We start from the raw sequence: 26,026 nt of genomic DNA, 5'->3' as shown, positions 1-26,026 counted from the left end.
CCGAACAAGATCTTTGGTACGCCTCGGGGTGGCTCCGGCGCCACCCCGAGGCGCGTTTTCGTGTGCCTACGCGGCGGCGTGCGGCGCCGGTCGGGCGGCGGTCGCCTGGGGGTCGAGGACGATGCCCGTGACACCGATGTCCCTGAGCAGGGCGCGGAGCGCCGGTTCGCAGAGCCGGATCCAGCGCTGGTCGGCGCCGAGCACGAGAGCGAGCCGGACCGGCGAGGTGAAGGCCACCGCTGTGCGGGCTCCGTCGGGGGTGCGGAACACCCGGAGGGCGTCAGCGCAGCCGGAGTTCCGGACCGGCACGAATAGCGGCACGTCCATCGTCGAATTCCCTTCCTCGTTCACGGCATCGACGTTAGGGGCGCGGAAAAGGCCGCGGGACTTTCTCTACGCCGATCTGACGGCCCTCCGCAGAATGCTGACGCCCCGTTGACGCGTAGGCACGGCGTCAAGGCGGCGTAGGAACGGCATAAATATGGCTTGCCATCGGCCGGCGCGCTTGTTGGATGGAGGTGAGAGGAGGAACTCGAAATGGTTTCTCGGCGCGCTGGTTCGCTGGAGATGCTCATTCCGGCCGGTGCCGCGATGGCGGTCGGCGCGGTGGCCGTGGTGGCCATGGCCGTGCCGCAGGTGTCCGAGCGGGTCGCCGCGATGGCCGCGATGTCGGCCCTGATCGGGCTGGTCGTGCGGCGGCCGGTGGCGGCGGGTGCGGCGGCGGTGGTCGGATGGTTCCTGATGACGGGATTCCTGGTCAACGGCCTCGGTGAGCTGACGTTCGCGCGGGCCGACTGGCTGCGGCTGGCGCTGCTGGCCGGGGCCGGGCTGGTGGGGTCCGCGATGCGGACGCCGATGCCGTTGCGGGTGCCCGCCCGGGTTCCTGTTGTCTATGCATATCCGCGCAAAGACCGAATTGCGCACCATAAGACTTTGTCCTGAGTTAGCGTTGTGCGGGGCTGACTCCTGAATTCATACGGGTACTTTCCGGCCGGACGCCTCACTGGTGTTCGGACATTGAGCAATGACGACCCGTATGGAAGTGCACATGCACGCGCGTGCCAGCAAATTGAGTATCGGGCTGAGCGGCGTTCTCGCCGCGGCCCTGGTCACCTTCTCCGGGGCGGCCGCCTCGGCGCAGGTCAACCCCATCGACCCGCCGACACCTGCCGCGCAGAGCGTCCCCGGCGCGGCCGAGAAGTCGGCCCAGAAGGCCGCGGCGGCCGCCGCCAAGAAGGCCAGCGCCCTCCTGACCACCCCGGGCGCCACCGGCGAGACGCCCGCGACGGCCGGCCCGGCCGCCGCCCCCGCCGACGCCGCCGCTCGGGCGAAGCAGAAGCGCCGCGCCGCGAAGGCCGCCAAGAGGGCCGCCGCCAGGGCCGCCAAGAAGGCCCAGGCCGCTCCCGTTGCTCCCGCTCCGGCCCGGGGGGTCAGGCCTCAGGCCGCCCCGACCCCGGTTCCGCCGGCTCCGGTCGCTCCGGCTCCTGTTGCTCCGGTCAAGACCACCCCAGCCCCGGCCAAGCCGGTCAAGCCGGGGGCGGCTCCGGTCGCTCCGGCCAAGGCCGCCCCCATTTCGCCCGCTCTGACCAAGCCTGCTGCGGCCAAGCCTGCTGCGGCCAAGCCTGTTCTGGCCAAGCCTGCTCCGGTCAAGCCCGCCGGGGCCCTGGTCGTGCCGGTCGAGCCTTTCGCGGTCCCGGTTGCTCCGGTCAAGGTTGCTCCGGCTCGGGCCGCTGCCAAGGCCGCTTCGGTCCGGGCTGCCGCCAAGGCCGCTTCGGTCCGGGCTGCCGCGGCTCGGATCGCTCCGGCCGTGGTCGAGGCCCCGGAGCCGCCGGCTGAGGCCGCTGCCAAGCCGGCTCCGGTTGAGGCCGCTGTGGTCCAGGCTGCTCCGGCTTCGGCTGCCGTTCAGGCCGCCGCCGCCAAGGCCGCCAAGGTCGCCAAGGCCGCGTCGGCCGCCGCGAAGCGGGCTGAGGCGCTGCAGAAGGCCGCCGCCAAGCGCGCTGAGATGATGCGCAGGGCCGCCGAGAAGCGGTTCCAGATGATGCTCAAGGCCGCCGAGAAGCGCGCCGCCGCCGCGGCGATGAAGGCCGCCGCGGCTCAGGGCGCGATCAAGGCCGCCGACCCGGTGCCGCCCGTCGTCCCGGTGCCGCCCGTCGTCCCGGTGCCGCCCGTCGTCCCGGCGGTCCCGGCGGTCCCGGCCGTTCCCGCCGTGGTTCCGGCGGTCCCGGCCGTTCCGGCTCTCCCGGCTGTCCCGGACGCTGTGAAGGCTGCTCCGGACGCTGTGAAGACCGTTCCGGACGCGGTGAAGGCTGCTCCGGCGCAGGCCGCGACCCTGCTGGACGAGGCCGCCGCCGCGCTGCCCGCCGCCGGTCAGGTCGCCGCTGCCGCCGCTGAGGCGCAGCGCTCGGCGGGCGACGTGCACCCGTGCAAGCCGGGCTGCCAGGGTCCCCGCGGCCCGCGTGGTCCGCGTGGTCCGGAGGGCCCGCAGGGTCCCCAGGGTCCGCCCGGATGGCCCGGCCCGGAAGGTCCGAGGGGCCCGCTCGGCCTCACCGGCCCGGTCGGCCCGCAGGGCATCCCGGGTGTGTCCGGCTACGAGATCGTCAACGGTCTGACCGTCACCTGCGGCGCGCTCAGCCAGTGCTCCGGCCCGGCGATCTGCCCGGTTGGCAAGCGCGCCGTCGGCGGCGGCTTCGCCCTGGAGCCGACCGGCACGCCGCTGCACACCGTCACCACGGCTCCCAACTCCGCCGGCACCGCGTGGGAGGTCAGCGTCTTCAACGCCGGCCTGCTGTCGCTCGTGCTGAACCCGCGAGTGGTCTGCGTCAACGCCGTCTGATCACCTGACGCCGGAAACACCGGAAACACCGGAAACGCCGTCCCGCCTCGCGCGGGGCGGCGTTCCCGCGTCTCAGCGCCCGACCTCGCGCCGCAGCAGCTCCAGGGGCTCCTCGCGCCGCACGACCAGCCGCGCCACCCCGTCCCGCACCGCCACGACGGGTGGCCGGCAGGTCAGGTTGTACGAGGACCCCATCGCGTGGTGGTAGGCCCCGGTCACCCGCACGACCACGAGATCCCCCGGCCGCGCGTCCCCGGCGGGCACGTCCTCCGCGATCACGTCCCCCGCCTCGCAGTGCCGCCCCACGACCGTCACCGGCCCGCCGGACCTGCCGGGCACCGAGACTGCGTAACGCGCCCCGTAGAGCGCGGGCCGGGGGTTGTCGCTCATGCCGCCGTCCACCGCGACGAAGGTCCGGCCGCCCTGCCGCTTGACCGAGATCACCCGATAGAGCGTCACCCCGGCCTCGGCGACGATGGCCCGGCCCGGCTCGAACACCAGCCGGGGTTCGGGCACGCCGAGGGCCCGGCACCGCTCGGCGACCACCTTCGGCACCGCCGCCGCGAAGTGGCCCAGGTCGAGACCGTGGTCATCGGGCAGGTAGGCCACCCCGTGCCCGCCCCCGAGGTCGAGCTCGGGCAGGGTGGTGGCGAACCGGTCCCGCACCATGGCCAGCTGGTCGGCCATGATCCGGGCCGCCGCCTCGAAGGGCGCCACCGACGTGATCTGCGAGCCGATGTGGCAGTGCAGCCCGGCCAGCCGCAGCTCCGGCTGGCTGAGCACCCGCGCCACCGCGTCGGGCAGCTCGGCCAGGGGGATGCCGAACTTCTGGGTCTCCGAGCCGGTGCGGATCGCCGCGTGGGCCCCTGCCTCGACGCCGGGGGTCACCCGCAGGTAGACGTCCTGCCGTTCGTCGAGCGGCACGAGCGCGGCCAGGCGGTGGATCTCGGCGACGTTGTCGATGACGACGCGCCCGACCCCGACGGCCTCCCGCAGCTCGGCGGGGGTCTTGGCGTTCCCGTGGAAGATGATCCGCGAGAGGGGGAACCCGACGGATCGGGCGAGCGCGAGCTCCCCGCCGGAGCAGACGTCGAGCGACAGGCCTTCTTCGGCCACCCACGACGCCATGGCCTGCGTCAGGAACGCCTTGCCCGCGTAGGCCACCGTCGAGGAGGGCAGTGCGGCCCGGTATTCACGGCACCGGCGCCGGACGGCGTCTTCGTCGACGACATACGCGGGGGTCCCGAATCGCCGGGCGATTTCAGCGAATGACATGAATCGACACTAAGAACCCATCTGGCAATAAACCGGGCTCCATATGCCGTTCCTACGCCGAATTGACGGGGTCATAACTCCCGACGCTCCACACGTTCCCCTCGGCGTCGCGGATCGTGTATCCCCGCCCGCCGTAGTCCTCGGTGCGCAGTTCCCGGATCACCTCGGCCCCGGCGGCGGTCGCGATCTCGTACAGGGCGTCGATCTCGTCGTCGTCGACCACGACGTAGGTGCTCGCGGGGCCGGTCGGCAGGTCGAGACCCTGGCCGACCGTGCCCAGCATCAGCATGCCGTTGCCCCGGCTGAGCTGGGCGTGGACGATCACGCCCTCCTCCGAGCGGTAGACCTCGGGCGAGGTGAACCCCAGCACGGAGGTCAGCCACTCGATGGCCTTGTCGGCGTCGTGGTAGCGGATGGTCGGGATGACCGTCGGCGTTTCCGTCATGATCCCACTTTAGACATCCGGGAAATTTTGCCGGAGCACCCGTTCGGACCTACCACCCCCGGGCAAGGGCGGCACGTATGGCGCTCTTCGACCGCCTCCAAAGCGCCCTGCGCGACCACGTGAACGGCGAGATCCGTTTCGACCGGGGGACCAGGGCGGCCTATTCGACCGACGCCTCGAACTATCGCGAGGTGCCGATCGGTGTGGTCGTACCGGAATCCGTCGACGACGCGGCCCGCACGGTGGAGATCTGCGCCGACCACGACGTGCCGATCCTGTCGAGAGGCGGCGGCACCAGCCTGGCCGGGCAGTGCTGCAACACCGCGGTGATCATCGACTGGTCGGCCCACTGCACCCGGACCCGCGACGGCGGCGACGGCACCGTGATCACCGAACCCGGCACGGTCCTCGACGACCTCACCGCCGGGGGCCTGATGTTCGGCCCGAGACCGGCCACCCACAACCACTGCACCATCGGCGGCATGATCGGCAACGACGCCTGCGGCGCCACCGCCCAGGCCTACGGGAAGACCTCCGACAACGTCCTGGACCTGGAGGTCCTCACCTACGGCGGCACCCGATTCTGGACGTCGGACCCGCCGGAACCCCTGGGAAGCGCCGTCAGAGCCCTGGCCGACGACTACGAGGACGACATCCGCGCCCGGTTCCCCCGGATCCCGCGCCGGGTCTCCGGCTACGGCCTCGACGCCCTCCTCCCCGAGAACGGCCGCGACCTCGCCAGGGCGCTGGTCGGCTCCGAGTCCACCCTGGTCACCGTCCTCCAGGCCCGCCTGAAGATGGTCCCCCAGCCGAGGGCGGGCGCGGTCGCGATCCTCGGCTTCCGCGACGTCTTCGAGGCCGCCGACCTCGCCCCCGCCATGGCGGCCTACCACCCGATCGCCGTGGAGGGCATGGACGACCGGCTCATCCGGTACGAACGCGCCCGCCGCCTCAACCTGGCCGCGATCGACAGGCTGCCCAGGGGCGGCGGCTGGCTGGTCGTCCAGTTCGGCGCCGACACCCTGGAGGAGGCCGAGGCCCAGGCCCGCCACATGGCCGCCGACCTGGGCGTGCGGCCCGTCATCAGCCGCGACGTCGCCTCGGTCGCCGCCATCCGCGAGGCGGCGGTCGGCGCGACGGCGGGCGACGCCTGGCCCGGCTGGGAGGACTCGGCCGTCCCGCCCGACCGCGTCGGCGCCTACCTCCGGGACCTGCGCCGGCTCCAGGAGGACCACGGCTACGGAGCCTCCTCCCTCTACGGCCATTTCGGGCACGGCTGCGTCCACACGCGGATCCCGTTCCGCCGCGCCGGCTACCGCGCCTTCGTCGAGGAGGCCGCCGACCTGGTCGTCTCCTACGGCGGCTCGTTCTCCGGCGAGCACGGCGACGGCCTGGCCCGGGGCGAGCTGTGGCCGAGGATGTTCGGCGACCGGGTCATGGCGGCGTTCACCCGCTTCAAGGAGATCTTCGACCCGCGCAACCGGATGAGCCCCGGCCGCCTGATCGACCCCGACCGGCTCGACGACCACCTGAAGACCCGCCCGCCCGACGTCGAGACCGTCTTCACCTTCCGGAACGGCTTCGCGGCCGAGACGACGAACTGCGCCGGGGTGGGCGAGTGCCGCCGCGACACCGGCGGCGTGATGTGCCCCAGCTTCCGGGTCACCCGCGACGAGCGCCACTCCACCCGGGGCAGGGCCCGGCTGCTCTTCGAGATGCTCCAGGGCGACGTGATCACCGACGGCTGGCGCTCGGAGGAGGTCAAGGACGCCCTCGACCTGTGCCTGTCGTGCAAGGGCTGCCGCTCCGACTGCCCGGTCCACGTCGACATGGCCACCTACAAGGCCGAGTTCCTGCACCACTACTACCGGGGCCGGATCCGGCCACTCTCCCACTACGCCCTGGGCTGGCTCCCGCTCTGGGCCCGCGTCCCCCTGCTGCTGCGCGCCCCGCGCCCGCCCGGCCTGGCCCGGGAACGCGACCTGCCGCGCCCGGCCCGCGTCCGCTTCAGCGACACCTTCCGCGCCGAGCAGCGCGGCCCGCAGGTCCTCCTGCTGCCCGACACGTTCACCGACAACTTCACCCCCCGGGTCGCGGTGGCCGCCACGAGAGTGCTGACCAGAGCCGGTTTCTCGGTACGCATCCCGCGCGCCCCCATCTGCTGCGGCCTCACCTGGATCTCCACCGGTCAGCTCGGCGTGGCCAGGCTCGTGCTGCGCCGGACCGCCCGCGTCCTGCGCGACGACCTCGACAGCGGCGTCCCGTTCGTCGGCCTCGAACCCTCCTGCACGGCCGTCCTCCGCTCCGACGCCCCCGAGCTCCTGCCCGGCGACGCCGACATCAGGAGGCTGGCCGACCGGACCAGGACCCTGGCCGAGCTCCTCGACGACCACGACGTCGACCCGCCGCACGTCCCGGGCCGGGTCGTCACCCAGCCCCACTGCCACCAGCACGCGATCATGGGCGCCGACGCCGACCTCCGCGTCCTGCGCAGGTCCGGCGCCGACGTCACCCAGCTCGACGCGGGCTGCTGCGGCCTGGCCGGGAACTTCGGCTTCGAGCCCGGCCACCACGACCTCTCGATGGCCGTCGGCGAACAGGCCCTCTTCCCCGCCCTGCGCGCGTCCTCGGGGGCCCGGGTCCTCGCGGACGGCTTCAGCTGCCGCACCCAGATCGAGCACGGCACCGGGATCCACGCCGTCCACCTCGCGGAGTTCCTGGCGTCTCAACCTTCCGGCCCCCCGCGGAGTCCTTAGGACGATGCATGACGCCGAGGGATTCCGGAAGTTCGTGGCCGTACGCGGCCGCGCGCTGTCGCGCGCCGCCTACCTGCTCACCGGCGACCACGGCAAGGCCGAGGACCTCATGCAGGAGACGCTGGCCAAGGCGGCGGCCAAGTGGCGGCGGATCTCGGCCGCCGACGACCCGGAGGCGTACCTGAAGAAGATCATGATCAACCAGTTACGGACCTGGCACCGTCCCCGCAGCCTGGTCTTCTTCCCCACCTCCCAGCCCCCCGACACCGCCGCGCCGTCCCCCGACACCGAGCTGAAGATCGTGCTCCGGCACGCCCTGACCACCCTCACCGCCAAACAGCGCATCGTCCTCTACCTGCGCTTCTACGAAGACCTGCCCGAGGCGCAGATCGCCGCCCGGCTCGGCTGCTCGGTCGGCACGGTCAAACGCCACACCCACGACGCCCTGAAGCGGCTGAGAAAGGCAGGCATCCATGAACCCGCGTGAGGCCTACCGGGACCTCGCCGACGACGCCCGCGACTACGGCGACCCCGACCGGGCCATCGACACCGCCGGACGCCGCCGGACCGCCCGCTGGAGCGCCGTGGCGGTCGCGGCCGTGGTGATCGCCCTGTTCACGTGGCTGCGCCCCCAGCCGGAACCGGCCCCCGTCCTCAACAAGCCGCCCTATGCCAGCGCGCGGGCCCACTCCCTCTACTCCGCCTGCCGCACCGGCTGTTCGACCATGCTGCGGCTGACCGACGGCCGGGACATCGAGATCGGGATCGACACGATCTACCCGCCCGGCAACTACACCATCTCCCCGGACGGCCGCTGGCTCGGCGTCCCCGACGACGACGGCGGCTACCTGATGAGCGACCTGCTCGGCGGCCCCGACCTCCGGATCCCGGCCGAGCTGAGCGGTGTCTACGGCCCCTGGGTGTGGGCGGCCGACTCCAGCCGGATCATCCTGGCCAACCACCGCGACGGCGAGGTCTTCCACTACCTCGACGTCGACCTGCGCACCGGCGGGGTGACCCGTCCGGAGGTGCCGGAGGGCGACGAGATCGTCGGCCTGACGGCCGGCGGCGACCTGATCCTCCAGCCGCCCCAGAAGGCCACCGACGAGCTCACCCTGACCGTCGCCGGGCGGCCGGTCGTCCTCCGCGCCGAGACCGGCCCGTTCGCCGACGAGGACCACGGACTGTGGATCCAGACCCGGGGCGACCAGCTCTACCTCCACGAATACGGGAAGGAGCCGGTGATCCGGATGTTCGGCCCCGACGGGCGGGCCGAGGCCTACCTGAGGATCCCGGAGGGCCGCTGGCCGGTGGGCCCGACCGCGACCGGGTTCGTCGTGGTCGAGCCCGGCGACCGGACGCAGCGCCTCTACGAGATCGGCCAGGAGGAGAAACTCGTCGGCGAGTACCCGCCCCAGGGCGGCGTCGTCATCCCCGGGCTGGCCCGCCACTAGGCCAGCCGTGCCACCGCTTCGGGCGTGAGCTCGGCCAGGTCGGTCAGCACCAGCGAGGCTCCGGCCAGCGCGTCGTCGTCGGGCGGGTAGGCCGCCTGCGGCACCGCGACGACGATCAGCCCGGCCGCCGCGGCCGACCGCAGCCCGTTGCTGGAGTCCTCCACCGCGACCGCCCGGCCGGGCTCGACCCCGAGCTGCTCGACCACGGCCAGGTAGACGTCGGGCGCGGGCTTGCCGCGCTTCATCGTCTCGGTCGAGATCGCCACCCGCACGTCCACGTCGAGGGCCGTCAGCACGGTCTCGATCAGGACGGCGGGGGAGGAGCTGGCCACCCCGACCGGCCACTGGTCGGCGATGGCGCGCATGGTCGCCGCGGCGTGCGGGAGCAGCGGCAGGTGGTGGCGGTAGCGCTCGGCCATCCGCTCGATGACGGTGTCGGCGGTCTCGTCGGGCGAGAGCCAGACGCCCAGCTCACCGGTCAGGTAGTCGGCCCATTCCGGGGTGCTCATGCCCATCAGGCGCTTCTGCGTGTCGGGCATCCAGGTGCCGCCGAACTCGGCGACGACGGCACGGCGGACCTCTTCCCAGACGGGCTCGGAGTCGACGACGACTCCGTCGAGGTCGAAAACGACGGCTTCGATCATGTGCCTAGCCTGACACGCGGAACGGGGCCGCCCCGAAAGGGACGGCCCCGTTCACCCCCTGGGTGTCAGGGTTACGGAAGAGCGTCGATGACGGCGTCGCGCCAGTCGTAGTTCATCCAGTCGTAGTTCGCCCACATGCCGCCCGTGACTTCGGCGAGCTCGTTGTCGCCGAGCTCCTGGGCGGTGTTCTCGAAGTTGTTCATGACAACCCCCTTGTGTCTCGTTCCGTGAACCTTGCGAGACCCAAGATCCCAGCGCCCACTTGGCGATCACTTGTGCCTGACTCGCAAGCCGCGCGCGGCCCGCTCCAAGCGGAGCGTGGTTACGGCAGGGCCATCATGACGGCGTCGCGCCAGTCGTAGTTCATCCAGTCGTAGTTCGCCCACATGCCGCCCGTGACTTCGGCGAGGTCGGTGTCGTCGAGCCGCTGCGCGGTGGTCTCGAAGTCGCTCATGGCGATTCCTTTCGTCGTGCGTGAATCTTGCGCTCCGAAGACTTCCAGCAGCCTCTGGTACGCGGCTCGGGCCGAGATCCCAGCCGCGTACAAGTCGGCCCCCGTCACGGCAGGGCCTTCTCTTGGTGCGCCACCAGCCGGGTGTAGTGCCCGCCGAGGTCCAGCAGCTCGTCGTGGGTGCCCTGTTCGACCACCCGGCCGTCGTCGATGACGACGATCAGGTCGGCGTCGCGGACCGTGCTCAGCCGGTGGGCGATCACGATGCGGGTCTGGGTCAGCGCGGCGAGATTGCGTTCGATGGCGGCCTCGGTGACGGTGTCGAGGTGGCTGGTGGCCTCGTCGAACAGCAGCACCTTCGGCCGCCCGAGCACCGCCCTGGCCAGCGCCAGCCGCTGTTTCTGGCCGCCCGACAGGCCCATGCCCTCCGACAGGTTGGTCTCGTAGTTCATCGGCATGGCCATGATCTCGTCGTGCACGCACGCGATCCTCGCCGCCTCGACGATCTCGCGGGGCGTCGCGCCGGGGCGGCCGAGGGAGATGTTCTCCCTGATGGTGCCGGTGAACAGGTGGGCCTCCTGGGTGACCACCCCGAAGTGGCGCCGCAGCGACGAGCGCTGGAGCGCCTCCATCCGGACCGAGTCGTAGCTGACGGCGCCGAAGGTGGGTTCGTACAGGCCCACCATGATCCTGGCCAGGGTGCTCTTGCCCGAGCCGCTCCCGCCCACCAGGGCGACCTTCTGGCCCCGGCCGACGGTCAGCGAGATCCGCCACAGGATCCAGGGCGCGTTGGGGGCGTGCCGGAACGACACGTCGCTGAGCTCGATCTGGCCGCGCAGGTGGCCGACCTTCACCTCTCCGTACGGCTCGGGGGTGAACTCCAGGATGTCGGCCAGCCGCTCCAGGTGGGTGCCCGCCTCCTGGAGCGTCCGGACCGTCGCCACCAGCGACGTGATCGGCGCCAGCGCCGCCCCGGCCAGCGCGACCAGCGTCAGTGTCTGGCCGAGGGGGCGGCCGTCGAGGACCTGCCAGCCGCCCGTCCACAGCAGCGCCGCCGGGGCGAGCAGGCGCATGCTCTCCAGCACCGAGGTGACCAGGTTCTCGGTCCGGCCGTGCTGCCCGTCGGCCTTGAGCTGGTCCATGAACAGCCGTGACCAGCGGCTCAGCGCGGCGTCCTCGATGGCCCCGGCCTTGAGGATCTCCACGCCCTTGATCGCCTCGATGAGCTGCCCCTGCGTCTGGACCTGCGCCGACAGCGCCGCCAGGTTCAGGTCGGCCCGCTTCCGGCGCGTCGTCAGCAGCAGGACGGCCTGCACCGACGCCAGCCCCAGCAGGCACAGCCCCAGCGGCGGCGAGGAGATCAGCACGATGGTCACGTAGCCGACCGCGAGCGGTCCGTCGAGCAGCGCCGTGGTGATCGGCCCGGAGATGAGCTGCCGCAACCGGCTCACGCTCGCGCTGCGCTGGGCCAGGTCCCCCGCGCCGCGCGTGGCGAAATAGCGGTAGGGGAGCCGGAACAGATGCCCGACCACCTCGGTCGTCAGCAGCCGGTCGGCTCGCAGCCGCAGCTTGAGCACGGTCGCCGCGCGCAGATACGTCAGCCCGAGATGCACGATTCCGGCCACCGCCAGCGCCACCCCGAGCAGGCCCAGCAGCGAGACGTCCCTGCCCGGCAGCACCCCGTCGATGAGGATCCCCGAGAACGTCTGCACGCCCAGCCCGACGACCTGGAGGATCAGCGACGCCAGCAGGATCCGGGCGACCAGGCCCTTCTGCAGGGCGGTTCTGGCGAGCGGCCCCACCCATGTCCTTCTGGCCCGCCCGCGCGGCTGGAATGTCTCGGCCGGGGTGAAGGTGAGCAGCACCCCCGAGTAGCCCTCGGCGAACTCGTCCCTGGTCAGCCTGCGGCGGCCCATCGCGGGGTCGACGACGTCGACGTGCCGGGCGGTCTGCCGTTCGACCACGACGAAGTGGTTGCGCCGCCAGTGCGCCACGGCGGGGAGGGGGGCGTCGGCGATGGCCTCGGCCTTGTAGGCGGTCGCGGTCAGCCCGTAGCCGCGGGCCGCCTTGACGATCGCCAGCGCCGACAGGCCGTCGCGGCCGACCCCGCACTGCTCGGACACCTCGCGGACCCCGGTGTGCCGGCCGTGGTGACTGAGCACCATGGCCAGGCAGGCGGCCCCGCACTCGGCCAGACCGGACTGGAGACGGACCGGTACTCTCACGTTCACTCACGAGATCGTGGCAGCGCCGACTTGGGCCCGACTTGTCCATGACATGGGGCCCGGCGCAGGCCGGGCCCCGTCCCTGCCGGAGATCAGGCGAAGGCGTCGAGCGTGGCCTCGCAGAAGGCCTTCAGGTCATCCGGCATCCTGCTGGTGACCAGGGTCGACGGACCTTCCGTGCAGACCACGACGTCCCTGTCCTGCCAGATCGCGCCCGCGTTGCGCAGGTCGGTCTGGAGGCTCGGCCAGGAGGTCATCGTGCGGTCCCGGACCACGTCGGCCTCGATCAGCGTCCACGGCGCGTGGCAGATCGCCGCGACCGGCTTCCCCATGTCGAAGAAGTCCCGGACGAACCGGACCGCCTTCGGATTCATCCGCAGGTAGTCGGGGTTGGCGACCCCGCCGGGCAGCACCAGCCCGTCGAACTCGGCCGCCTCGGCCTGGCCGACGGTCGCGTCGATCGGGAACCTGTCGGCCCGGTCGAGGTGGTCGAACGCCTGGATCTCCCCTTCCTTCGTGGAGATCAGCTTGGGCGTGCCGCCCGCGTCCTCGACGGCCTTCCAGGGTTCGGTGAGTTCCACCTGCTCGACGCCTGCGGGTGCCACGAGGAAGGCGATGGTCTTGCCTTCGAGCATGTCGGTCTCCCCTCTGAGCGATGCGGACCCTTCCCCTGCCCACTTGTCGCCGAGGCAAGCCCGGTTGATCACGAGATGTGGCGATATATGACCAACCGGACCCGAATCACCCTTCTTAGCTCTGCGCCACCAGGCGGAACGACTGCGCCGCCGTGCCGTTGCAGGTGTACTGCACCAGCTGCACCGAGTTGGCCAGCGAGGCCGCCGGGACGTCCAGGCACTTCCCGCTGTTGCGGTTGACCAGGTGGTAGTAGCCGTCGCCCTCGGAGACCGGCAGCCACTGCTGGTTGTTGCCGCCGCCGTAGGTCCAGGTCTGGATGGGCGCGTTGTCGGCCGTCGACACGTTGGTGACGTCCAGGGCCTGGGCGGAGTTGCCCCGGTTGTTGATCCGGACGTAACCCCCGCTGGTCGGGACGAACTGGTACTGCTGGGCGTTGGTCGCGTTGCAGGTGTACTGCTGGATCGCCGTTCCGCTGACCGTCCCGGCGGCGCGGGCGTCGAGGCACTTGGCGCTGTTCTCGTTCACGACCGAATACCAGGTCGTGGGGGAGATGGGGCCGGTCTGCGGCGGGGTGGAGCCCTCACCGGCGAGCCAGCGGATGCCCTGGATGAGCCACTGGTTCTGCTGGGCGCTGGCGAACGTCGACGAGGTGCGGGTGTTGGTCGAGTAGTTCATCCCGTTGTGGCCGAAGTTCGTGTAGAGCATCTTGTAGTTCGTGTTCGTCCACATGATCGGGTAGAACCCGCTGCGCCACTGCTGGTTGGGGTCGGTGCCGACCGGGAAGCTGGAGGTGTCGATCGAGGCCAGGATGTTGATGGCGGGGTTCTGCCGCAGGTCCCGGCTCCACGAGTACCACTCGCTGACCGACGACTGGACCGTGGCGGGCAGCCCGGCGGTCGACGGGTGGTTCCGGTTCTCGATCTTCAGCGTCTCGGCCGTCGGCCCCCATGTGTTCGTGGCGAACGCCCCCGACCCGAGGAACGTGTTGTAGTACCAGCTCCAGGAGTTGGGGTCGTTGGTCCAGGCGCTCACATGGAACCCCATCCACGCCCCGCCGTTGTTCATGTACGTCTGGAACGCCGCCCGCTGACTGGCAGGCGGGGCGTCGTCGAGGAACATGACCACCTTGTACTGGGAGATCGTCGACGAGCTCAGCCGCGACCAGTCGGTGGTCGCCTCCCAGGTGAAGCCGTTCTGGGCCCCCGCCGCCGGGAACCACTCCTTGGCCTCCTTGGTGAAGTCGATGTGCGCGGCGTCCCAGGTGCCGTTGTAGAAGGCGAGGACCTTGAACGGCGCGGCGTGCGCGGGCGGACTGAGGACGGCGATCAGGACGAGGCCGAGTAAGGCGGAGAACAGACGTTTCACGAGTACCTGCCCTTGGGGGGTGCGTCTTTTCTTAAGAAAGTTTCCTAACAAATAACGGCACATGTCAAGGATCTTCAAGCCCCGTGTTATGTCCCCGTGTTATGTCCCCCGCTACGACGACGGCGGCACCGTGCTCGCGCACGATGCCGCCGAAGGAGCCGGTCCTAGAAGACCGGCACGCCCGCGCGCACGAGCCTCCAGTTGACGTCGGCGAAGGTCGCCGGGTCGATGGTGCCCGAGGCGGTGGCGGCGTCGATCAGCGCCTGGCGGATCTCCACCTGCCCGTTGTAGACCACCGGAGCGGTCGTGACGTGCGGGAAGCCGCCGCCGCCCGACTGGCGGTAGTTGTTGATGGCCACCACGAACTGCTGGCCGGCCGTGACCGGGGCGCCGTTGAAGCTGAGGCCGACGATGCGCGACCCGACCGGCTGGGAGATGTCGACGTCGTAGTCGACGCCGGAGAGCTGGTCGTAGTTGTAGTCGGGCGTCCCGCTCGCGTTGGTGAGGGTGCCGAGGTTGATCGGCGCGTCCGGCGCGACCTGGGCGAAGTACTTGGCGGAGTACTCCAGGAAGTCCTTGACCTGGGCCCCGGTCAGCTTGATGCCGAGCAGGGTGTTGTCGTAGACGTACAGACCGGCCATGTCCCGCACGCTCACCGGGCCGGCCGGGAAGACCGCGCTCCGGCTGAACGGCGCCGCGATCGACAGCACCGGCAGACCGGCGTCGGGAGTGCCCGCCACGGCCTGGGTGACGACGTCGGTCTGCACCTTCTGGATGTAGTCGAGGATCGGGGTGTCCTTGTAGGGGGACTCCGCCGCCGAGAGCTGCTCCTTCGACTGCGCGACGACCTGGTTGACGTAGCCGACCGTGGTGTCGTGCTGCTCCTTCATGAGCTCGACGATCTTCGGGTCCTCGGCGACGGTGTTGGCGTTCAGCGTGGTCGAGGACTTCGCGGTGACCTCCCACGTCCGCCGCTTCTTGGTGAGGGTGAAGTCGACGACCGACAGCCGCTGGCCCCAGCGTCCCGGCTCGGTCAGCAGCACCTGCTTGCCGGTGGCGATGTTGGTGACGAACCGCTGCGGCACGTCGTTGTGGGCGTGCCCGAACAGGACGGCGTCGATGCCCGGCACCTGCTCGGCGACCAGCGCGGAGGCGTTCTCGACCGGCAGCTCCGTGCCGTAGGACGACAGCCCGTTGTCACCGGCGTGCGCCGTGACGAGCACGACGTCGGCGCCCTTGTTGCGCATGATCGGGACATACTTCCTGGCCGTCTCGACCAGGTCGAGGAACTCTAGCCGGCCCTCGACGTTGGCCTTGTCCCAGATGGCGCTGCCCGGATTGGTCAGGCCGAGGACGCCGACCTTGATCGGGCTCTCCTCGCCCCGGACCTTCATCGTCTTGATGATGTAGGGCTCGTAGGCGGGCTTGCCGTTCTTCGCCGACACCGCGTTGGCGGCCAGCACCGGCGCCTTCATCTGCTTGACCCATTTGGCCAGCAGCGGGATGCCGTAGTTGAACTCGTGGTTCCCCAGCGTGACGGCGTCGTAGCCGATGGCGTTCATGGCCTTGGCGATGGGGTGGGTCTCACGGGACTCGGTGATCGGCTCGACCTTGGCGTAGTAGTAGGCCAGCGGCGTGCCCTGGATGGTGTCCCCGGAGTCGAAGAGCAGGGTGTGGTCTTCCCCGCGATCCGCGCGGATCTGGTTGACCAGGGTGGAGATCTTGGCCAGGCCGACGTCGTTGTGGGCGCTGTCGTCGTACTCGGCGTTCTTGAAGTAGTCCCAGTTCAGCGCGTTTCCGTGGATGTCGGAACTGGCCATGACCGTGACCTTGACCTCACGATCGAGGTCGGCGTTCGCCGGGACGGCGGGTGCCAGGGCGACCGCGGCGAGGGTGACCGCGGCGAGGGCCCGAGACGTTAAGGAGGACATGGCCGGTGACGCTAGTGAAGCCGCGTCAACAAGGGGTCACGGAATTCTTACCCATCGCCCTGAGGAAGGCGTCGACCAGGCTGTCGGCGTAGTCCGAGGTCAGCGGGCCGGAGCGGAGCAGCCACCGCTGGTAGAGGGGCGCGTAGAGCAACTCCAGCGCGAGATCGAGGTCGGCGTCGGCCGCGAGCTGCCCGGCCCGCTGCGCGCTGCGCAGCCGCTCCTTCTTCGCCTCGTCGAGCGGCCCCGCCAGCTTCTCGCGATATTGGGCGGCCAGGCCGGGGTTCTCGATGATCTCCATGTTGAGCGCGCGGATCGGCCCCTCGAACACGGGGTCGGCGAACTCGGCCGCCGTCGCCCGCATCACCTGCTTGAGATCGGCCTCCAGGTCGCCGGTGTCGGGCAGCGCCATGTCCTGCTCGGGCCCGGCCTCGCTCAGCGCGAGGAATGCGTCGAAGATCACCGCGCCCTTGGAGGGCCACCAGCGGTAGATGGTCTGCTTGCCCACGCCGGCCCGCGCCGCGATGGCCTCGATGGTCAGCTTGGCGTAGCCCACCTCGGGGATCAGCTCGCGCGCCGCGGTGAGGATGGCCTGCCGCGAGCGCTCGCTGCGACGGGCGGGATCGGGCTGCTTCACCATGCCCCGGACCCTACCACGTGTCTGAGACGAGACGTTGCGTCTTGACAATCCTGCGAAACGAGACGTACCGTCTTGCCTGTATCCCAGAGAGAAGGAACCCCGTGACCCGCGTATGGTTCATCACCGGTGCGTCCCGAGGCCTCGGCCGCGCGTTCACCGAGGCGGCCCTCGACGCCGGAGACCGCGTCGTCGCGGTCGCCCGCAACCTCGAACCGCTCGACGACCTCGCCGGGCGGCACCCCGCCGACCTGGTCCGCCTGCCGCTCGACGTGACCGACCGCGCCGCCGTGTTCGCGACCGTCGGCAAGGCGGTGGCGGCCTTCGGCCGGCTCGACGTCGTGGTCAACAACGCCGGCGCCCTGCTGCTCGGCATGGTGGAGGAGGCGACCGAGGAGCAGATCAGAGCCCATTTCGACGTCAACGTCTTCGGCGCGCTCTGGGTCACCCAGGCGGTGCTCCCGCACCTGCGCGATCAGGGCTCGGGCCGGATCCTGCAGATCACGACCATGGGCACCGGCGGGGGATTCCCGATGGTCGGTCTGTACGCGGCCGGCAAGTCGGCCCTCGACTCGATCTCCGACGCCGTGGCGATGGAGGCCGAGCAGTTCGGCGTCAAGCTCACCATCGTCCAGATGGGCGGCTACGACACCGGCCTGTTCACCACCGGCACCACCGCGACCACCCCCGACCCTAACTACCAAAAACTCCGCGACCAGCTGATCGAGATGTGGGGCGAGGAGGCCGGACCCGCCCCCGCCACCGCGGCCCCGGTCATCATGGAACTCGTGGATCTGCCCGACCCGCCGCGGCGGCTCATCGTGGGCGGCGCGTCGTTCGACATCGTCCAGCAGAGCCTCGGAGCCCGGATGGGGGAGTATCGCGCCTGGGAGCACCTCAGCCGCAGGGCGGCGGGCTGACCTCACGTCTCCTTGACGGACTCCTGGTAGATCTCCGCGAACGTGCGCGAGTCCTTGATCAGATCGTCGCAGAAGGCGGCGACGTCGTCGCCGACGAGTTCCAGCACGCCCTTGCCCGCCGCGACCCCCTCCTCGAAGAAGTCGAGGATGCCCGTGAGCAGGCTCCCGTCGAGCAGGTCGACCGGCCCGACCTTGAAGTAGTACTTCTGGATCTCCTTGTAGACGATCTGGTAGTCCGGCGGGAGCTCCTTCACCCGTGCCAGGTGCGCCCGCCACTGCCTCTTGCCCTCGATGATGTCCCGGATGCCCACGTCAGCCTCCCAGCCGGCCCAGTTTCCTCGCGACGTTCCTGTTCAGCTGCCTGCGCCACCGGTCGCGGAAGGTCTCCGCGCCCTCTCCGCCGGCCAGCGCGGCGCAGAAGCCCGCGATGTCGTCACCCAGCACCTCGTCGACGCCCCGCCCGTCGGCCGCCGTCTCTTCGAGCAGCCCCAGGGCGCCGTCGAGGATCGGCATCAGGTTGCGGCCGGTGAAGTCGCCGTAGGGGAACAGATGCGCGATGATCTGGCCCCAGGCCGCCTGGTAGTCGGCCGGCAGCGCCTTGGCCCGTCCTTCGAACGCCTGCCATTCCCTGTTGAGATCGTTTCCGGTCATGGCGTCCCAGAGGTTCATCTCCCGCCTTCCTTGAGCTTGTCGATCCGTGAGGTGACGTACTCCCACTTCGCCCAGAACGTCGCGAGCTCCCTGCGGCCCGCGTCGTTGAGGGCGTAGAACTTGCGCGGCGGCCCCACCCCGGACGGTCGTCTCGTCACCTGGACCAGCTTGTTCTTCTCCAGCCGCATCAGGATGGTGTAGACGGTCCCCTCGACGACGTCGGCGAAGCCGAGCTCGTTCAGGCGGCGGGTGATGGCGTACCCGTAGGTCTCCTCGCCGCCGATGATCTCCAGCACGCAGCCTTCGAGCGTGCCCTTCAGCATCTCCGTCAGGTCGTCCATCTGCGTCCTCTTCGCTTGGTACTCGGTGCCACCGAGTACCACTACAAAGTAGCACGGAGTACCGGGGATCCACCCCCCGCTCCACCCTTCGGAGGTGCCGCTCCACCCCGGCCCGTCCCTACCGTCTCGCCCATGGACAAACGGGGCCTCTGGCTCGATCTTCTGCACCGGTTCCTGGACGCCAACGGGGGGAAGTTGAACGGCAAGCTGCTGCTGGCGATCGTCGTGGTCGCCGTGCTCGTCATCGTCGGGTTCGTCGTCTTCCGGATTATCTTGGTCGACATGATTCTGACCCTGCGGGACTCCCGCTAGGCCATGCGCGAGGTGCGAGCCCGGGTCGTGCGGCTGCTGGCGGCCGACGACCCGGAAACCGGTCGGCTGGTCAGGCTGCTGATGACGCTCGTCCTGATCTGGTCGCTCGCCACCACGTCACCGGCCGAGGCGGCGGTTCTCGTGTGGCCGGCGCTGGCGGCGTCGATGGGGTGCTGGCTGGCCTTCGTCCTGCTCGACCGGCGCGCCCCGAGAACCGCCGCGGCGCTGCTGGCGGGAGGGTCGGCGGCGGCCGCCTCGGTGTCGGGGTCGGAGCAGGCGGCCCCCACGGTCTTCCTGTTCGCGGCCCTGCTCCTGTTCGCCGCGCACGTCACCCCCACGATGGCGGCCATCGTCGCGGTCACCGCCGCCGACCTCGCCCTCACCGCCGTCAGCATGATCTGGTGGGACCGGCCGCGCGAGGAGATCGGCGTCCGGGCCGTGGTGATCCTCTGCACGGTCCTGTTCGCGCTGCACCGCCGCCACTACCGCCGCGCCCAGCAGGACAGGGCCAGAGCCATGGCCCTGGACGAACGCGCCCACATCGCCAGGGAACTCCACGACGTCCTGGCCCACTCGCTGGGCGCGCTCGGCGTCCAGCTGGAGGTCGCCGAGGCCCTCCTCACCGAACGCGGCGACGTCGACGGCGCGGTGAGCCGCATCCGCAGGTCACGCGCGCTCGCCCGGGAGGGCCTCGTCGAGGCCAGGTCGGCCGTGGCGGCGCTCCGCGAGGACGTCCCGCCGCTGCCCGACGCCCTCGGCCTGCTCGTCGCCGACTTCCGCGCCGACCACGACGTCCCCGCCGTCCTGCGCACGACCGGCGTCCGCCGGCCCATCAGCCCCGCTGCCGAGGTCTGCCTGCTCAGAACCGCCCGCGAGGCCCTCACCAACGCCGCGAGACACGCGCCGCGTCAGCCGGTCACGGTGGAACTCGGCTACGGTGAGGGCGCTGTGCGCCTGGTGGTGCGCAACCCCTGCCAGGTGACACCGCCCCTCTCGTACGGGCACGGACTGCAGGGCATGTCCGAACGCCTGGCCCTGGCGGGCGGCACCCTGCGCGCCGGACCTGACGACGGCGGGTGGGAGGTCAGAGCGGAGGTGCCCGGGTGAGAGTCGTGGTCGTGGACGACCAGCAGCTCATGCGCGAAGGCCTGGTCGCCCTGCTCGGCCTGGTCGACGACGTCGAGGTCGTCGGCGACGCGCCCGACGGCGAGAGGGCCCTGGCGCTGGTCGCCGACCTGCGCCCCGACGTGGTGCTCATGGACCTGCGCATGCCCGTCATGGACGGCGCCGAGGCCACCCGCCGCATCGTGCGGCAGTACCCGGAGGTGGCCGTGGTCGTCCTCACGACCTATGACGACGACCAGTCGGTCGATTCCGCGCTGCTGGCCGGCGCCCGCGGGTACCTCACCAAGGACGCCGGGCGGACCGAGATCGCCGCCGCGCTCCGCTCGGCCGCCTCCGGCCAGTCGACCTTCACGGCCTCGGTGTCCCGGCGGCTGGTCGACGCGCTGTCCCGGGCGGCCCCGCCGACGGTCACGACCTGGCCCGACGGGCTGACCGCGCGGGAGGCCGAAGTGCTCCGGCTCGTCGCCGGCGGCCTGAGCAACACCGAGATCGGCGCGGCCCTGTTCATCGCGGAGACCACCGTGAAGACCCACATCAACAACGCCTTCGCCAAGATCGGCGTCCGCAACCGCACGGAGGCCGCCGTCTACGCCCACGAGAACCTCGGAGGTGGACATGCGCTTCCTCGGGATCGGTGACCTGGCCGAGCCCCCGGCCGTGGCGGTCGTGGTCGACGTCATGCGGGCCTTCACCGTCGCCGCCTGGGCCTTCGCCCGGGGCGCGGAGAAGATCGTGCTGGCCGGGTCGCTGGAGGAGGCGCTGGCGCTCAAGGCGTCCCATCCGGAGTGGCTGGCGCTCAAGGACGGCCCGGCCGCGCCCGGCTTCGACCTGGTCAACTCACCGGGCTTGCTGCGATCCGCCGACCTGAGCGGACGGACCGTCGTCCAGAAGACCACGGCGGGGACGGTCGGCGTGCTCGCGGTCAAGGACGCGCCCCTGGTGCTCTGCGCGAGCTTCGTGGTCGCGGAAGCCACGGCCCGGGTCCTGCGGTCGGCCGGGACGGAGGGCTTGACGTTCGTGGTCACCGGCGAGGACGGCCGGGCCGACGAGGATCTGGCTTGTGCCCAGTACATCGCCGGGAGGGTGGCCGGGACCGACCCTGACGCCGCGGAGTTCCTCCACCGTGCGGAGGCGTCGCGCGCCGCCACCGAACTGAGGGAGGGTGTGCGTCTGGGGGTTCATCCTGATGACGTCGCGCTCTGCCTGGAACTCGACCGCTTCCCCTTCGCCATGGCGGCTCGCCGGGAAGACGCGCTCATGGTCCTGCGCCCGGCTTCCTAACGGTCCCGGCGGCCGAGGCGGATGGCCGAGACGAGGAACAGGATGCCGCCGGGGATGGCGTAACCGGCCGCGTTGAACAGCGTAGGGTCGACCATGGAGGCGCCGAGGACGAACGTCACACCGGCGACCACGGACAGGCCACCACTGATGATCATCGGCCACTGCCCGCCCATCGCGCGGCGGGTGACCCCCACGACCAGCTGCACGAGCCCCGCCGCGATGGCCCACGCGCCCCACACCCGCAGCACCGCCGGGATGCCCGACGCGGCCGCGATCGCCACGGCGACGGCGGTGACCAGGCTGACCGCGATGTTGACGTACAGAAGAACGGGTGACCCGGTGGCGCGGGACGCACGGGCGTCGACAACCGCGGCGGCGACGTCGAACAGCGGGTAGAGCACCAGCAGGGTGACCGCGAGCGGACCGAGCTCCGAGGCGGTCGTGAACATCGCCAGGGCCCAGACGATGGCGAACCCGAACCGGACGAAATACAGCCGCCGCAGGACAGACGCGGTCCCGGAGACGGTGGCGACAGCGCTCATGATGATCCTTCTCTTTTTCGTTGTGGGAGACAGAACGTTCTATCTCGGCATCAGCATGGCGAGTGGCGGCTGGGGCTGTCAAGACCGAACGTTCTACCTACTAGAGTGTGGGTATGCGCAGCTCATCCGCAGGCCGGACCTCCGAGGCGCGATCCCGGCTGCTCGACACGGCCACCCGGCTCTTCTACGCGGAGGGCATCCACGCCGTCGGCATCGACCGCATCGTGGCCGAAGCCCAGGTGACGCGGGCCACCCTTTATCGGCACTTTCCTGGCAAAGAGGACCTTGTCCTCGCTTACCTGCACGAGGTGGACCAGGGGATCCGGAGCCGGGCGGGTGAGGCCGTCGCCGCCGCGCTCCCGCCTGCGGAGACGGTCCGAGCCCTGAGCAGGGCGATCGCGCAGAGCATCCAGTCACCTGGGTTCCGCGGGTGCGCCTTCCTCAACGCGGCCGCGGAGTATCCGGAGCTGGATTCGCCCGTCCGGAAGGCCGTGCTCGCCCACCGGACGTGGTTCCTGGAGACCGTCACCGACCTGCTGGCCGAGATCCGCGAATCAGGCGCGGCGCCCGCCGCGCGGCACTTCGTGATGTTGCGGGACGGGGCCATGGCTGCTGGGTGTCTGTTCGATCCGGCGCTGGTGAGTGACACGTTTCTGCGGGGGGTCGACGGGCTGCTCCAGGTGCACACGGCTGCGGACGAGGGTCGACCTGGCTGAGCCGAGAATCGTGTCCCTTGGGGTACGGGGGCCGGTACTTCCCAACTGGCCGAGGATGCGCTGACGTGGCGACCGCTTCCACGTGGAAACCCGGGCCACCGAACATGCTGAAGCTGAGCATGGGTGCGCTCCCGGTCGCGTCGGCCGGTTTGTCTCAGCGGGCCGCTGACGTGCGCTGATGTAGTGGTCGTTCTCACGTATGAGCCCGTGCCAATCAACCTGCCGAAGCCGAGCACCGGTGCCTTTATGGGTGCGGTTCGTCTCAGCGGGCCGAGGATATGCGGATTTGGTAGCCGCTCCCATGCGCGAGTTCGGGCCATCGAACGCGCTGAAGCTGAGCATGGGTGCGCTTCCGGTCGCGGTGGTCGGTTTGTCTCAGTTGGCCGAGGACGTGCGCTGATCTAGTGGCTGCGTGCTCAGTTGCATCCCGAGTTACTGGATATGCCGGAGTTGGCATCGGTGGGCTTTCGGGAGCGGTGGTCGGTTTGTCTTGGCTGGCCGAGGACGCCTGGTGATCCAGAGTGGTGCTTGCCTACGTGCGAGCCCGTGCCATGTGAAGTGCTGAAGGCGAGCATTGATGGGCTTCAGGGCGCGGCGACTGGTTGGTTTCGACCGATAGAGGGCGTGTGCTGATCCAGCGGTCGCCCGCCCACGGGCAGGCCATGACCTGCCAAAGTAATGATCAGTGCAAATGATCTCTTTGGGCGGTGAGTGCTGCCCGGCCTCCTCTCGGCTCCGCGCCGCAATAGGGGGATGACGATCCACCATCGTGCCCGCCGTCCAGCTACGGTTCTCCGTTTCGAGATTCTGCGGGCCGCAGTTCTTCGGGCCCCAAGTCGCCGGGTTACTGCTTCCCCGGTGGATGCCCTCCAGGTTGATGCCCTCCAAGTGGAGGCTCCCCGTGTCGGAGCTTTCCGTGCCGCAGCTCTCCGTGCCAGAGCTCTCCGCGCCAGAGCTCTCGGCGCCGCAGCCAAGGCCGTCGCGGTGGCCGTGGTTCTGGCCGCCGGTGTCGGCCTGAACGCCGTGCCTGCCGTCGCTGACATCTCGCCCCTTGGGGCCAACATCTGGAACTGCAAGCCGTCACCGGTCCGTCCGCGTCCGGTGGTTCTGGTCCATGGGACGTTCGACCACATGGCGGGCGCCTTCGCGACGCTCTCACCGAGGCTGAAGGCCAGAGGTCACTGTGTCTTCGCGCTCAACTACGGCCGCGTGCAGGCCACAGGGCCGCTCCAGGGCGTGGGGGACATCGCCCAGTCGGCCCAGCAGCTCTCGGACTTCGTCGACCGGGTGCTGACGGCGACCGGAGCGGCCGAGGTGGACATCGTCGGTCATTCGCAGGGCGGGATGATGCCGCGTTACTACCTGAAGTTCCTGAACGGCGCCGACAAGGTCCACCGGCTGATCGCCATCACGCCGTCCAACCACGGCTCCAGTTCCAACGGGATGGTCAACCTCGCTCGGTTGCTCGGGCTCAGCCCGGCGATCGCGCTGGTGTGCCGGGCCTGCCAGCAGCAGATGGTCGACTCCGACTTCATGAAGCTGTTGAACGGCGGGGGCGACACGGTGCCCGGAGTCGACTACACGGTGATCGCCACTCGGTACGACACGGTGGTCACGCCGTACACGTCAAGCTTCCTCACCGGCGACAACGTCACCAACATCCTGCTCCAGGACCGCGCCCCGCTCGACTTCAGCGGCCATTTCGCCGTCAACTTCGACCTGGTGGTGCACCAGATCGTGCTCGACGCACTTGAGGCCCCGCCGGCGCGGACGTTGGCGGCGTCCATCCCGGCGGTGTGAGGTGAAGAGGACTACCTGACGACCTCGATGGTCGTCGAGGTGGGGATCGGGGTGCCCCCGGTGTGGGCGCGCGTCGCGTCGTTGGTGACCGACACGGCGACGGTGCCGGCGTTCAGCGGGGGGAGCAGCGGGGTCCGCAGGTCGAGGATTCCGACCTTGTCCACGTCACGGCCCGCGTCTACGAAGTCTGCGCCACTGCCGATCGGCTGGTTGACCGATTCGCCCCAGCCGACCGCCGTCGGGTAGCGCAGTTGCATCACGCGCGAGCCCATCAACGCGCCTGATCGTTGCATGACACTGCCGGACAGCTCGGCCGTCTGCCTGCCTCGACCGACGCCGGGGTACTGAGCGTGATGGACTGCGCGAACGCCTGCACCTGAGCTTCGATCCACCGCTCGTCCGCGTAATTACCCAGCCGGTGGAATCGCTGCGGACCGGCACGCTGTAAGAGTCTTGCCGGACGACGGCAGCAGCAGTACGGGACGCGGTTGATGTTGACGGTCTGGGTGTGCGAGCCGACCATCGGGACGCTCTGGTTAATTCGTCCTGGTTCATTCCGTCGCGGAAGTCGCTGAGCATCTCCTTCACCAACGTGACCCTTCGCGGTCGCCGAGCTGGCTGGACTTCGTATCTGCCGGGTGTTGGGCGAACACCAGCACGGTGTGGACGGACAGGTCAGTCGCGGTGCCGTTGAGCGACTTCTGAGATTCGGTCTGACGGGCAAGACGCCCGGATTCCATATCCCCGTTGGGGGTGCGTAGCCGCGGGGTGTGGCCGAGCTGCGGCTTCGGTGAGGGTGCTCGGGGCGGTCGGACGGGTGGTGACGTGCCCGGCGTCCAGGCTGGTGGTGACGTGCCCGGCGTCCAGGCTGGTGGTGACGTGCCGGGCGGGCAGGCGGGTGGGGCGGCAGCAGGCTTTCCAGCGGTCAGGTGCCCGGCCGTGAAGGTGATCAGCAGGCCGAGGGAGGGCTGGCAGGCGCAGATAGCCAAGAACTATCCAGCCGTGACCTGTGAGTTCGCCGAGGCCGACAGGTTGCCAGATATTAGGGCACAGACCCGGAGAGAAACCCGATCCAGGTTCACGAGCCCCGCGTTGGCCGGATCGCCAATTCGATCCGATCGACGGTGCGTTGCCATACCGCCGTCCTAGGGTCTGTACGGAGTTGAGATCAGAGGGATTCGCGTGCGGGTGATCTGCAGGTCCTGATAGGTCATCGCCATGGCGCGTGGAGACCTCAACGACGCAGAGTGGTCCTTGATCGAGCCTCACCTGCCCTTGGGTGAGCGGGGCCCGATCCCGGACCTGCGGCATCAGTTCAATGCCGTGATGTGGCGGTTCCGGACGGGCAGCCCGTGGCGGGACCTGCCGGTGGAGTACGGGCCGTGGTCCACCGCCTATGACCGGTTCCGGTCCTGGGCCAAGGCCGGTGTCTTCGAAGACCTGATGCAGGCGATGATCGCCGAGGCCGCCGCTCGTGGGCAGGTCGATCTGGGACTGATCAGCGTGGACTCCACGACTGTCCGGGCGCATCAGCACGCCGCCGGGATGGTCCTGGACGGCGAGCTGGCCGCAGCGCTGGCCGAGGCCCTCGACCAGGAAAAGGGGCTACGCCAAAGGGGCGAATCACCCGTCAAGACGAAGCCGGCCCGGTAGTGCAGGAGCGCCAAACGGCGCGACGATGGTTACGGC

The 26,026-nt window shown here is 70.2% G+C and carries 29 protein-coding genes; 13 read left to right on the top strand and 16 right to left on the bottom strand.

All coding sequences use genetic code 11. From position 1 onward, the window contains the following. Positions 1 to 66: 66 nt before the first annotated feature. On the bottom strand, positions 67 to 351 hold the full coding sequence (locus tag AW270_RS30110; RefSeq protein ID WP_218009386.1) for an SAV_915 family protein: 285 nt from the start codon (positions 349 to 351) through the stop codon (positions 67 to 69). Between the two features lie 186 nt (positions 352 to 537). Between AW270_RS30110 and AW270_RS30105 the strand changes: the two genes are divergently transcribed. Next, positions 538 to 942 carry a hypothetical protein gene (locus AW270_RS30105; protein WP_061299507.1) on the top strand — a complete coding sequence of 135 codons (405 nt, stop codon included), beginning with the start codon at positions 538 to 540 and terminating at the stop codon, positions 940 to 942. 106 nt (positions 943 to 1,048) lie between these two features. Then, positions 1,049 to 2,833 (top strand): hypothetical protein, encoded by a 1,785-nt coding sequence (locus tag AW270_RS39955; protein WP_157522825.1) that lies wholly within the window; start codon positions 1,049 to 1,051, stop codon positions 2,831 to 2,833. A 72-nt stretch (positions 2,834 to 2,905) separates the two neighbouring features. On the opposite strand, the gene lysA is transcribed toward AW270_RS39955, so the two are convergent. Then, positions 2,906 to 4,108: a diaminopimelate decarboxylase gene (gene lysA / locus AW270_RS30090; protein ID WP_061299504.1), complete on the bottom strand. Its 1,203-nt coding sequence runs from the start codon at positions 4,106 to 4,108 to the stop codon at positions 2,906 to 2,908. Between the two features lie 52 nt (positions 4,109 to 4,160). Next, on the bottom strand, positions 4,161 to 4,553 hold the full coding sequence (locus AW270_RS30085) for a VOC family protein (RefSeq protein WP_061299503.1): 393 nt from the start codon (positions 4,551 to 4,553) through the stop codon (positions 4,161 to 4,163). Between the two features lie 77 nt (positions 4,554 to 4,630). Between AW270_RS30085 and AW270_RS30080 the strand changes: the two genes are divergently transcribed. Genes AW270_RS30080 through AW270_RS30070 form a run of 3 tightly spaced genes read left to right on the top strand, consistent with a single transcriptional unit; the run spans position 4,631 to position 8,763 of the window. After that, positions 4,631 to 7,309 carry an FAD-binding and (Fe-S)-binding domain-containing protein gene (locus AW270_RS30080; protein ID WP_061299502.1) on the top strand — a complete coding sequence of 893 codons (2,679 nt, stop codon included), beginning with the start codon at positions 4,631 to 4,633 and terminating at the stop codon, positions 7,307 to 7,309. Between the two features lie 4 nt (positions 7,310 to 7,313). After that, positions 7,314 to 7,796 carry a SigE family RNA polymerase sigma factor gene (locus AW270_RS30075; RefSeq protein ID WP_061299501.1) on the top strand — a complete coding sequence of 161 codons (483 nt, stop codon included), beginning with the start codon at positions 7,314 to 7,316 and terminating at the stop codon, positions 7,794 to 7,796. Next, positions 7,783 to 8,763, top strand: a complete 981-nt coding sequence (locus AW270_RS30070) for a TolB-like translocation protein (RefSeq protein ID WP_061299500.1) — start codon at positions 7,783 to 7,785, stop codon at positions 8,761 to 8,763. The genes AW270_RS30075 and AW270_RS30070 overlap by 14 nt, the downstream gene beginning before the upstream one ends. On the opposite strand, the gene AW270_RS30065 is transcribed toward AW270_RS30070, so the two are convergent. The 8 genes from AW270_RS30065 to AW270_RS30040 all read right to left on the bottom strand — a co-directional run bounded on the left by AW270_RS30065 (position 8,760) and on the right by AW270_RS30040 (position 16,652). After that, on the bottom strand, positions 8,760 to 9,407 hold the full coding sequence (locus AW270_RS30065) for an HAD family hydrolase (protein ID WP_061299499.1): 648 nt from the start codon (positions 9,405 to 9,407) through the stop codon (positions 8,760 to 8,762). The genes AW270_RS30070 and AW270_RS30065 overlap by 4 nt on opposite strands. A gap of 71 nt (positions 9,408 to 9,478) precedes the next feature. Next, the gene (locus tag AW270_RS39160) at positions 9,479 to 9,610 is read right to left on the bottom strand and encodes a bacteriocin (RefSeq protein ID WP_157522822.1); all 132 of its coding nucleotides are present in this window, start codon (positions 9,608 to 9,610) and stop codon (positions 9,479 to 9,481) included. A 119-nt stretch (positions 9,611 to 9,729) separates the two neighbouring features. Beyond that, positions 9,730 to 9,861 carry a hypothetical protein gene (locus AW270_RS41940; protein WP_275477785.1) on the bottom strand — a complete coding sequence of 44 codons (132 nt, stop codon included), beginning with the start codon at positions 9,859 to 9,861 and terminating at the stop codon, positions 9,730 to 9,732. A gap of 104 nt (positions 9,862 to 9,965) precedes the next feature. Continuing rightward, positions 9,966 to 12,089 (bottom strand): peptidase domain-containing ABC transporter, encoded by a 2,124-nt coding sequence (locus AW270_RS30060; RefSeq protein ID WP_061299498.1) that lies wholly within the window; start codon positions 12,087 to 12,089, stop codon positions 9,966 to 9,968. 86 nt (positions 12,090 to 12,175) lie between these two features. Further along, positions 12,176 to 12,718 (bottom strand): type 1 glutamine amidotransferase domain-containing protein, encoded by a 543-nt coding sequence (locus AW270_RS30055; RefSeq protein ID WP_061299497.1) that lies wholly within the window; start codon positions 12,716 to 12,718, stop codon positions 12,176 to 12,178. Between the two features lie 115 nt (positions 12,719 to 12,833). After that, positions 12,834 to 14,084, bottom strand: a complete 1,251-nt coding sequence (locus AW270_RS30050) for an RICIN domain-containing protein (RefSeq protein WP_218009385.1) — start codon at positions 14,082 to 14,084, stop codon at positions 12,834 to 12,836. A 164-nt stretch (positions 14,085 to 14,248) separates the two neighbouring features. After that, positions 14,249 to 16,015: a bifunctional metallophosphatase/5'-nucleotidase gene (locus AW270_RS30045; RefSeq protein ID WP_061299495.1), complete on the bottom strand. Its 1,767-nt coding sequence runs from the start codon at positions 16,013 to 16,015 to the stop codon at positions 14,249 to 14,251. 25 nt (positions 16,016 to 16,040) lie between these two features. Beyond that, positions 16,041 to 16,652 (bottom strand): TetR/AcrR family transcriptional regulator, encoded by a 612-nt coding sequence (locus AW270_RS30040; protein WP_061299494.1) that lies wholly within the window; start codon positions 16,650 to 16,652, stop codon positions 16,041 to 16,043. 101 nt (positions 16,653 to 16,753) lie between these two features. Here AW270_RS30040 and AW270_RS30035 point away from each other — a divergent pair, with 101 nt between their 5' ends. Then, complete coding sequence (locus AW270_RS30035) at positions 16,754 to 17,569, top strand: SDR family NAD(P)-dependent oxidoreductase (RefSeq protein WP_061299493.1); 816 nt, start codon at positions 16,754 to 16,756, stop codon at positions 17,567 to 17,569. A gap of 2 nt (positions 17,570 to 17,571) precedes the next feature. Here the strand turns inward: AW270_RS30035 and AW270_RS30030 are convergent, their stop codons facing one another. The 3 genes from AW270_RS30030 to AW270_RS30020 are packed head-to-tail and all read right to left on the bottom strand — an operon-like array spanning position 17,572 to position 18,561. After that, positions 17,572 to 17,880: a DUF1048 domain-containing protein gene (locus tag AW270_RS30030; protein WP_061299492.1), complete on the bottom strand. Its 309-nt coding sequence runs from the start codon at positions 17,878 to 17,880 to the stop codon at positions 17,572 to 17,574. A 1-nt stretch (position 17,881) separates the two neighbouring features. Next, positions 17,882 to 18,238, bottom strand: a complete 357-nt coding sequence (locus AW270_RS30025; RefSeq protein WP_061299491.1) for a DUF1048 domain-containing protein — start codon at positions 18,236 to 18,238, stop codon at positions 17,882 to 17,884. Further along, positions 18,235 to 18,561, bottom strand: coding sequence for a PadR family transcriptional regulator (locus AW270_RS30020; protein WP_061299490.1), 327 nt, complete (start codon positions 18,559 to 18,561; stop codon positions 18,235 to 18,237). Before AW270_RS30020 ends, AW270_RS30025 begins: the two co-directional genes overlap by 4 nt. Before the next feature lie 132 nt (positions 18,562 to 18,693). Between AW270_RS30020 and AW270_RS30015 the strand changes: the two genes are divergently transcribed. The 4 genes from AW270_RS30015 to AW270_RS30000 are packed head-to-tail and all read left to right on the top strand — an operon-like array spanning position 18,694 to position 21,279. Next, on the top strand, positions 18,694 to 18,873 hold the full coding sequence (locus AW270_RS30015) for a hypothetical protein (RefSeq protein WP_061299489.1): 180 nt from the start codon (positions 18,694 to 18,696) through the stop codon (positions 18,871 to 18,873). A 3-nt stretch (positions 18,874 to 18,876) separates the two neighbouring features. Further along, the gene (locus AW270_RS30010; RefSeq protein ID WP_061299488.1) at positions 18,877 to 19,980 is read left to right on the top strand and encodes a sensor histidine kinase; all 1,104 of its coding nucleotides are present in this window, start codon (positions 18,877 to 18,879) and stop codon (positions 19,978 to 19,980) included. Beyond that, positions 19,977 to 20,636: a response regulator gene (locus tag AW270_RS30005; RefSeq protein WP_245674920.1), complete on the top strand. Its 660-nt coding sequence runs from the start codon at positions 19,977 to 19,979 to the stop codon at positions 20,634 to 20,636. Before AW270_RS30010 ends, AW270_RS30005 begins: the two co-directional genes overlap by 4 nt. Next, positions 20,614 to 21,279, top strand: coding sequence for a 2-phosphosulfolactate phosphatase (locus AW270_RS30000; RefSeq protein WP_061299613.1), 666 nt, complete (start codon positions 20,614 to 20,616; stop codon positions 21,277 to 21,279). The genes AW270_RS30005 and AW270_RS30000 overlap by 23 nt, the downstream gene beginning before the upstream one ends. Here AW270_RS30000 and AW270_RS29995 read toward each other — a convergent pair. Beyond that, positions 21,276 to 21,821 carry a hypothetical protein gene (locus tag AW270_RS29995; protein ID WP_061299487.1) on the bottom strand — a complete coding sequence of 182 codons (546 nt, stop codon included), beginning with the start codon at positions 21,819 to 21,821 and terminating at the stop codon, positions 21,276 to 21,278. The two genes, AW270_RS30000 and AW270_RS29995, sit on opposite strands and share 4 nt — an antisense overlap. Before the next feature lie 113 nt (positions 21,822 to 21,934). Here AW270_RS29995 and AW270_RS29990 point away from each other — a divergent pair, with 113 nt between their 5' ends. Together AW270_RS29990 and AW270_RS29980 are read left to right on the top strand one after the other, a co-directional pair. After that, positions 21,935 to 22,537, top strand: coding sequence for a TetR/AcrR family transcriptional regulator (locus AW270_RS29990; RefSeq protein ID WP_061299486.1), 603 nt, complete (start codon positions 21,935 to 21,937; stop codon positions 22,535 to 22,537). Between the two features lie 984 nt (positions 22,538 to 23,521). Beyond that, positions 23,522 to 24,337, top strand: a complete 816-nt coding sequence (locus tag AW270_RS29980) for an esterase/lipase family protein (protein WP_061299484.1) — start codon at positions 23,522 to 23,524, stop codon at positions 24,335 to 24,337. An 11-nt stretch (positions 24,338 to 24,348) separates the two neighbouring features. Here the strand turns inward: AW270_RS29980 and AW270_RS29975 are convergent, their stop codons facing one another. Then, a complete protein-coding gene (locus AW270_RS29975) occupies positions 24,349 to 24,609 on the bottom strand; it encodes a hypothetical protein (RefSeq protein ID WP_061299483.1) in 261 nt (86 codons plus the stop codon). A gap of 946 nt (positions 24,610 to 25,555) precedes the next feature. On the opposite strand from AW270_RS29975, the gene AW270_RS29970 reads away from it, so the two are divergent. Further along, positions 25,556 to 25,990, top strand: a complete 435-nt coding sequence (locus AW270_RS29970) for an IS5 family transposase (RefSeq protein ID WP_061299482.1) — start codon at positions 25,556 to 25,558, stop codon at positions 25,988 to 25,990. The last annotated feature ends 36 nt before the right edge of the window (positions 25,991 to 26,026 follow it).

Origin of the sequence: Herbidospora cretacea (assembly GCF_001570605.1) — a bacterium.
GTDB classification, from domain to species: Bacteria; Actinomycetota; Actinomycetes; order Streptosporangiales; family Streptosporangiaceae; genus Herbidospora; species Herbidospora cretacea.
The sequence above is the reverse complement of the archived record's forward strand: the minus strand, read 5'-3'. Positions and strand labels throughout refer to the sequence as shown.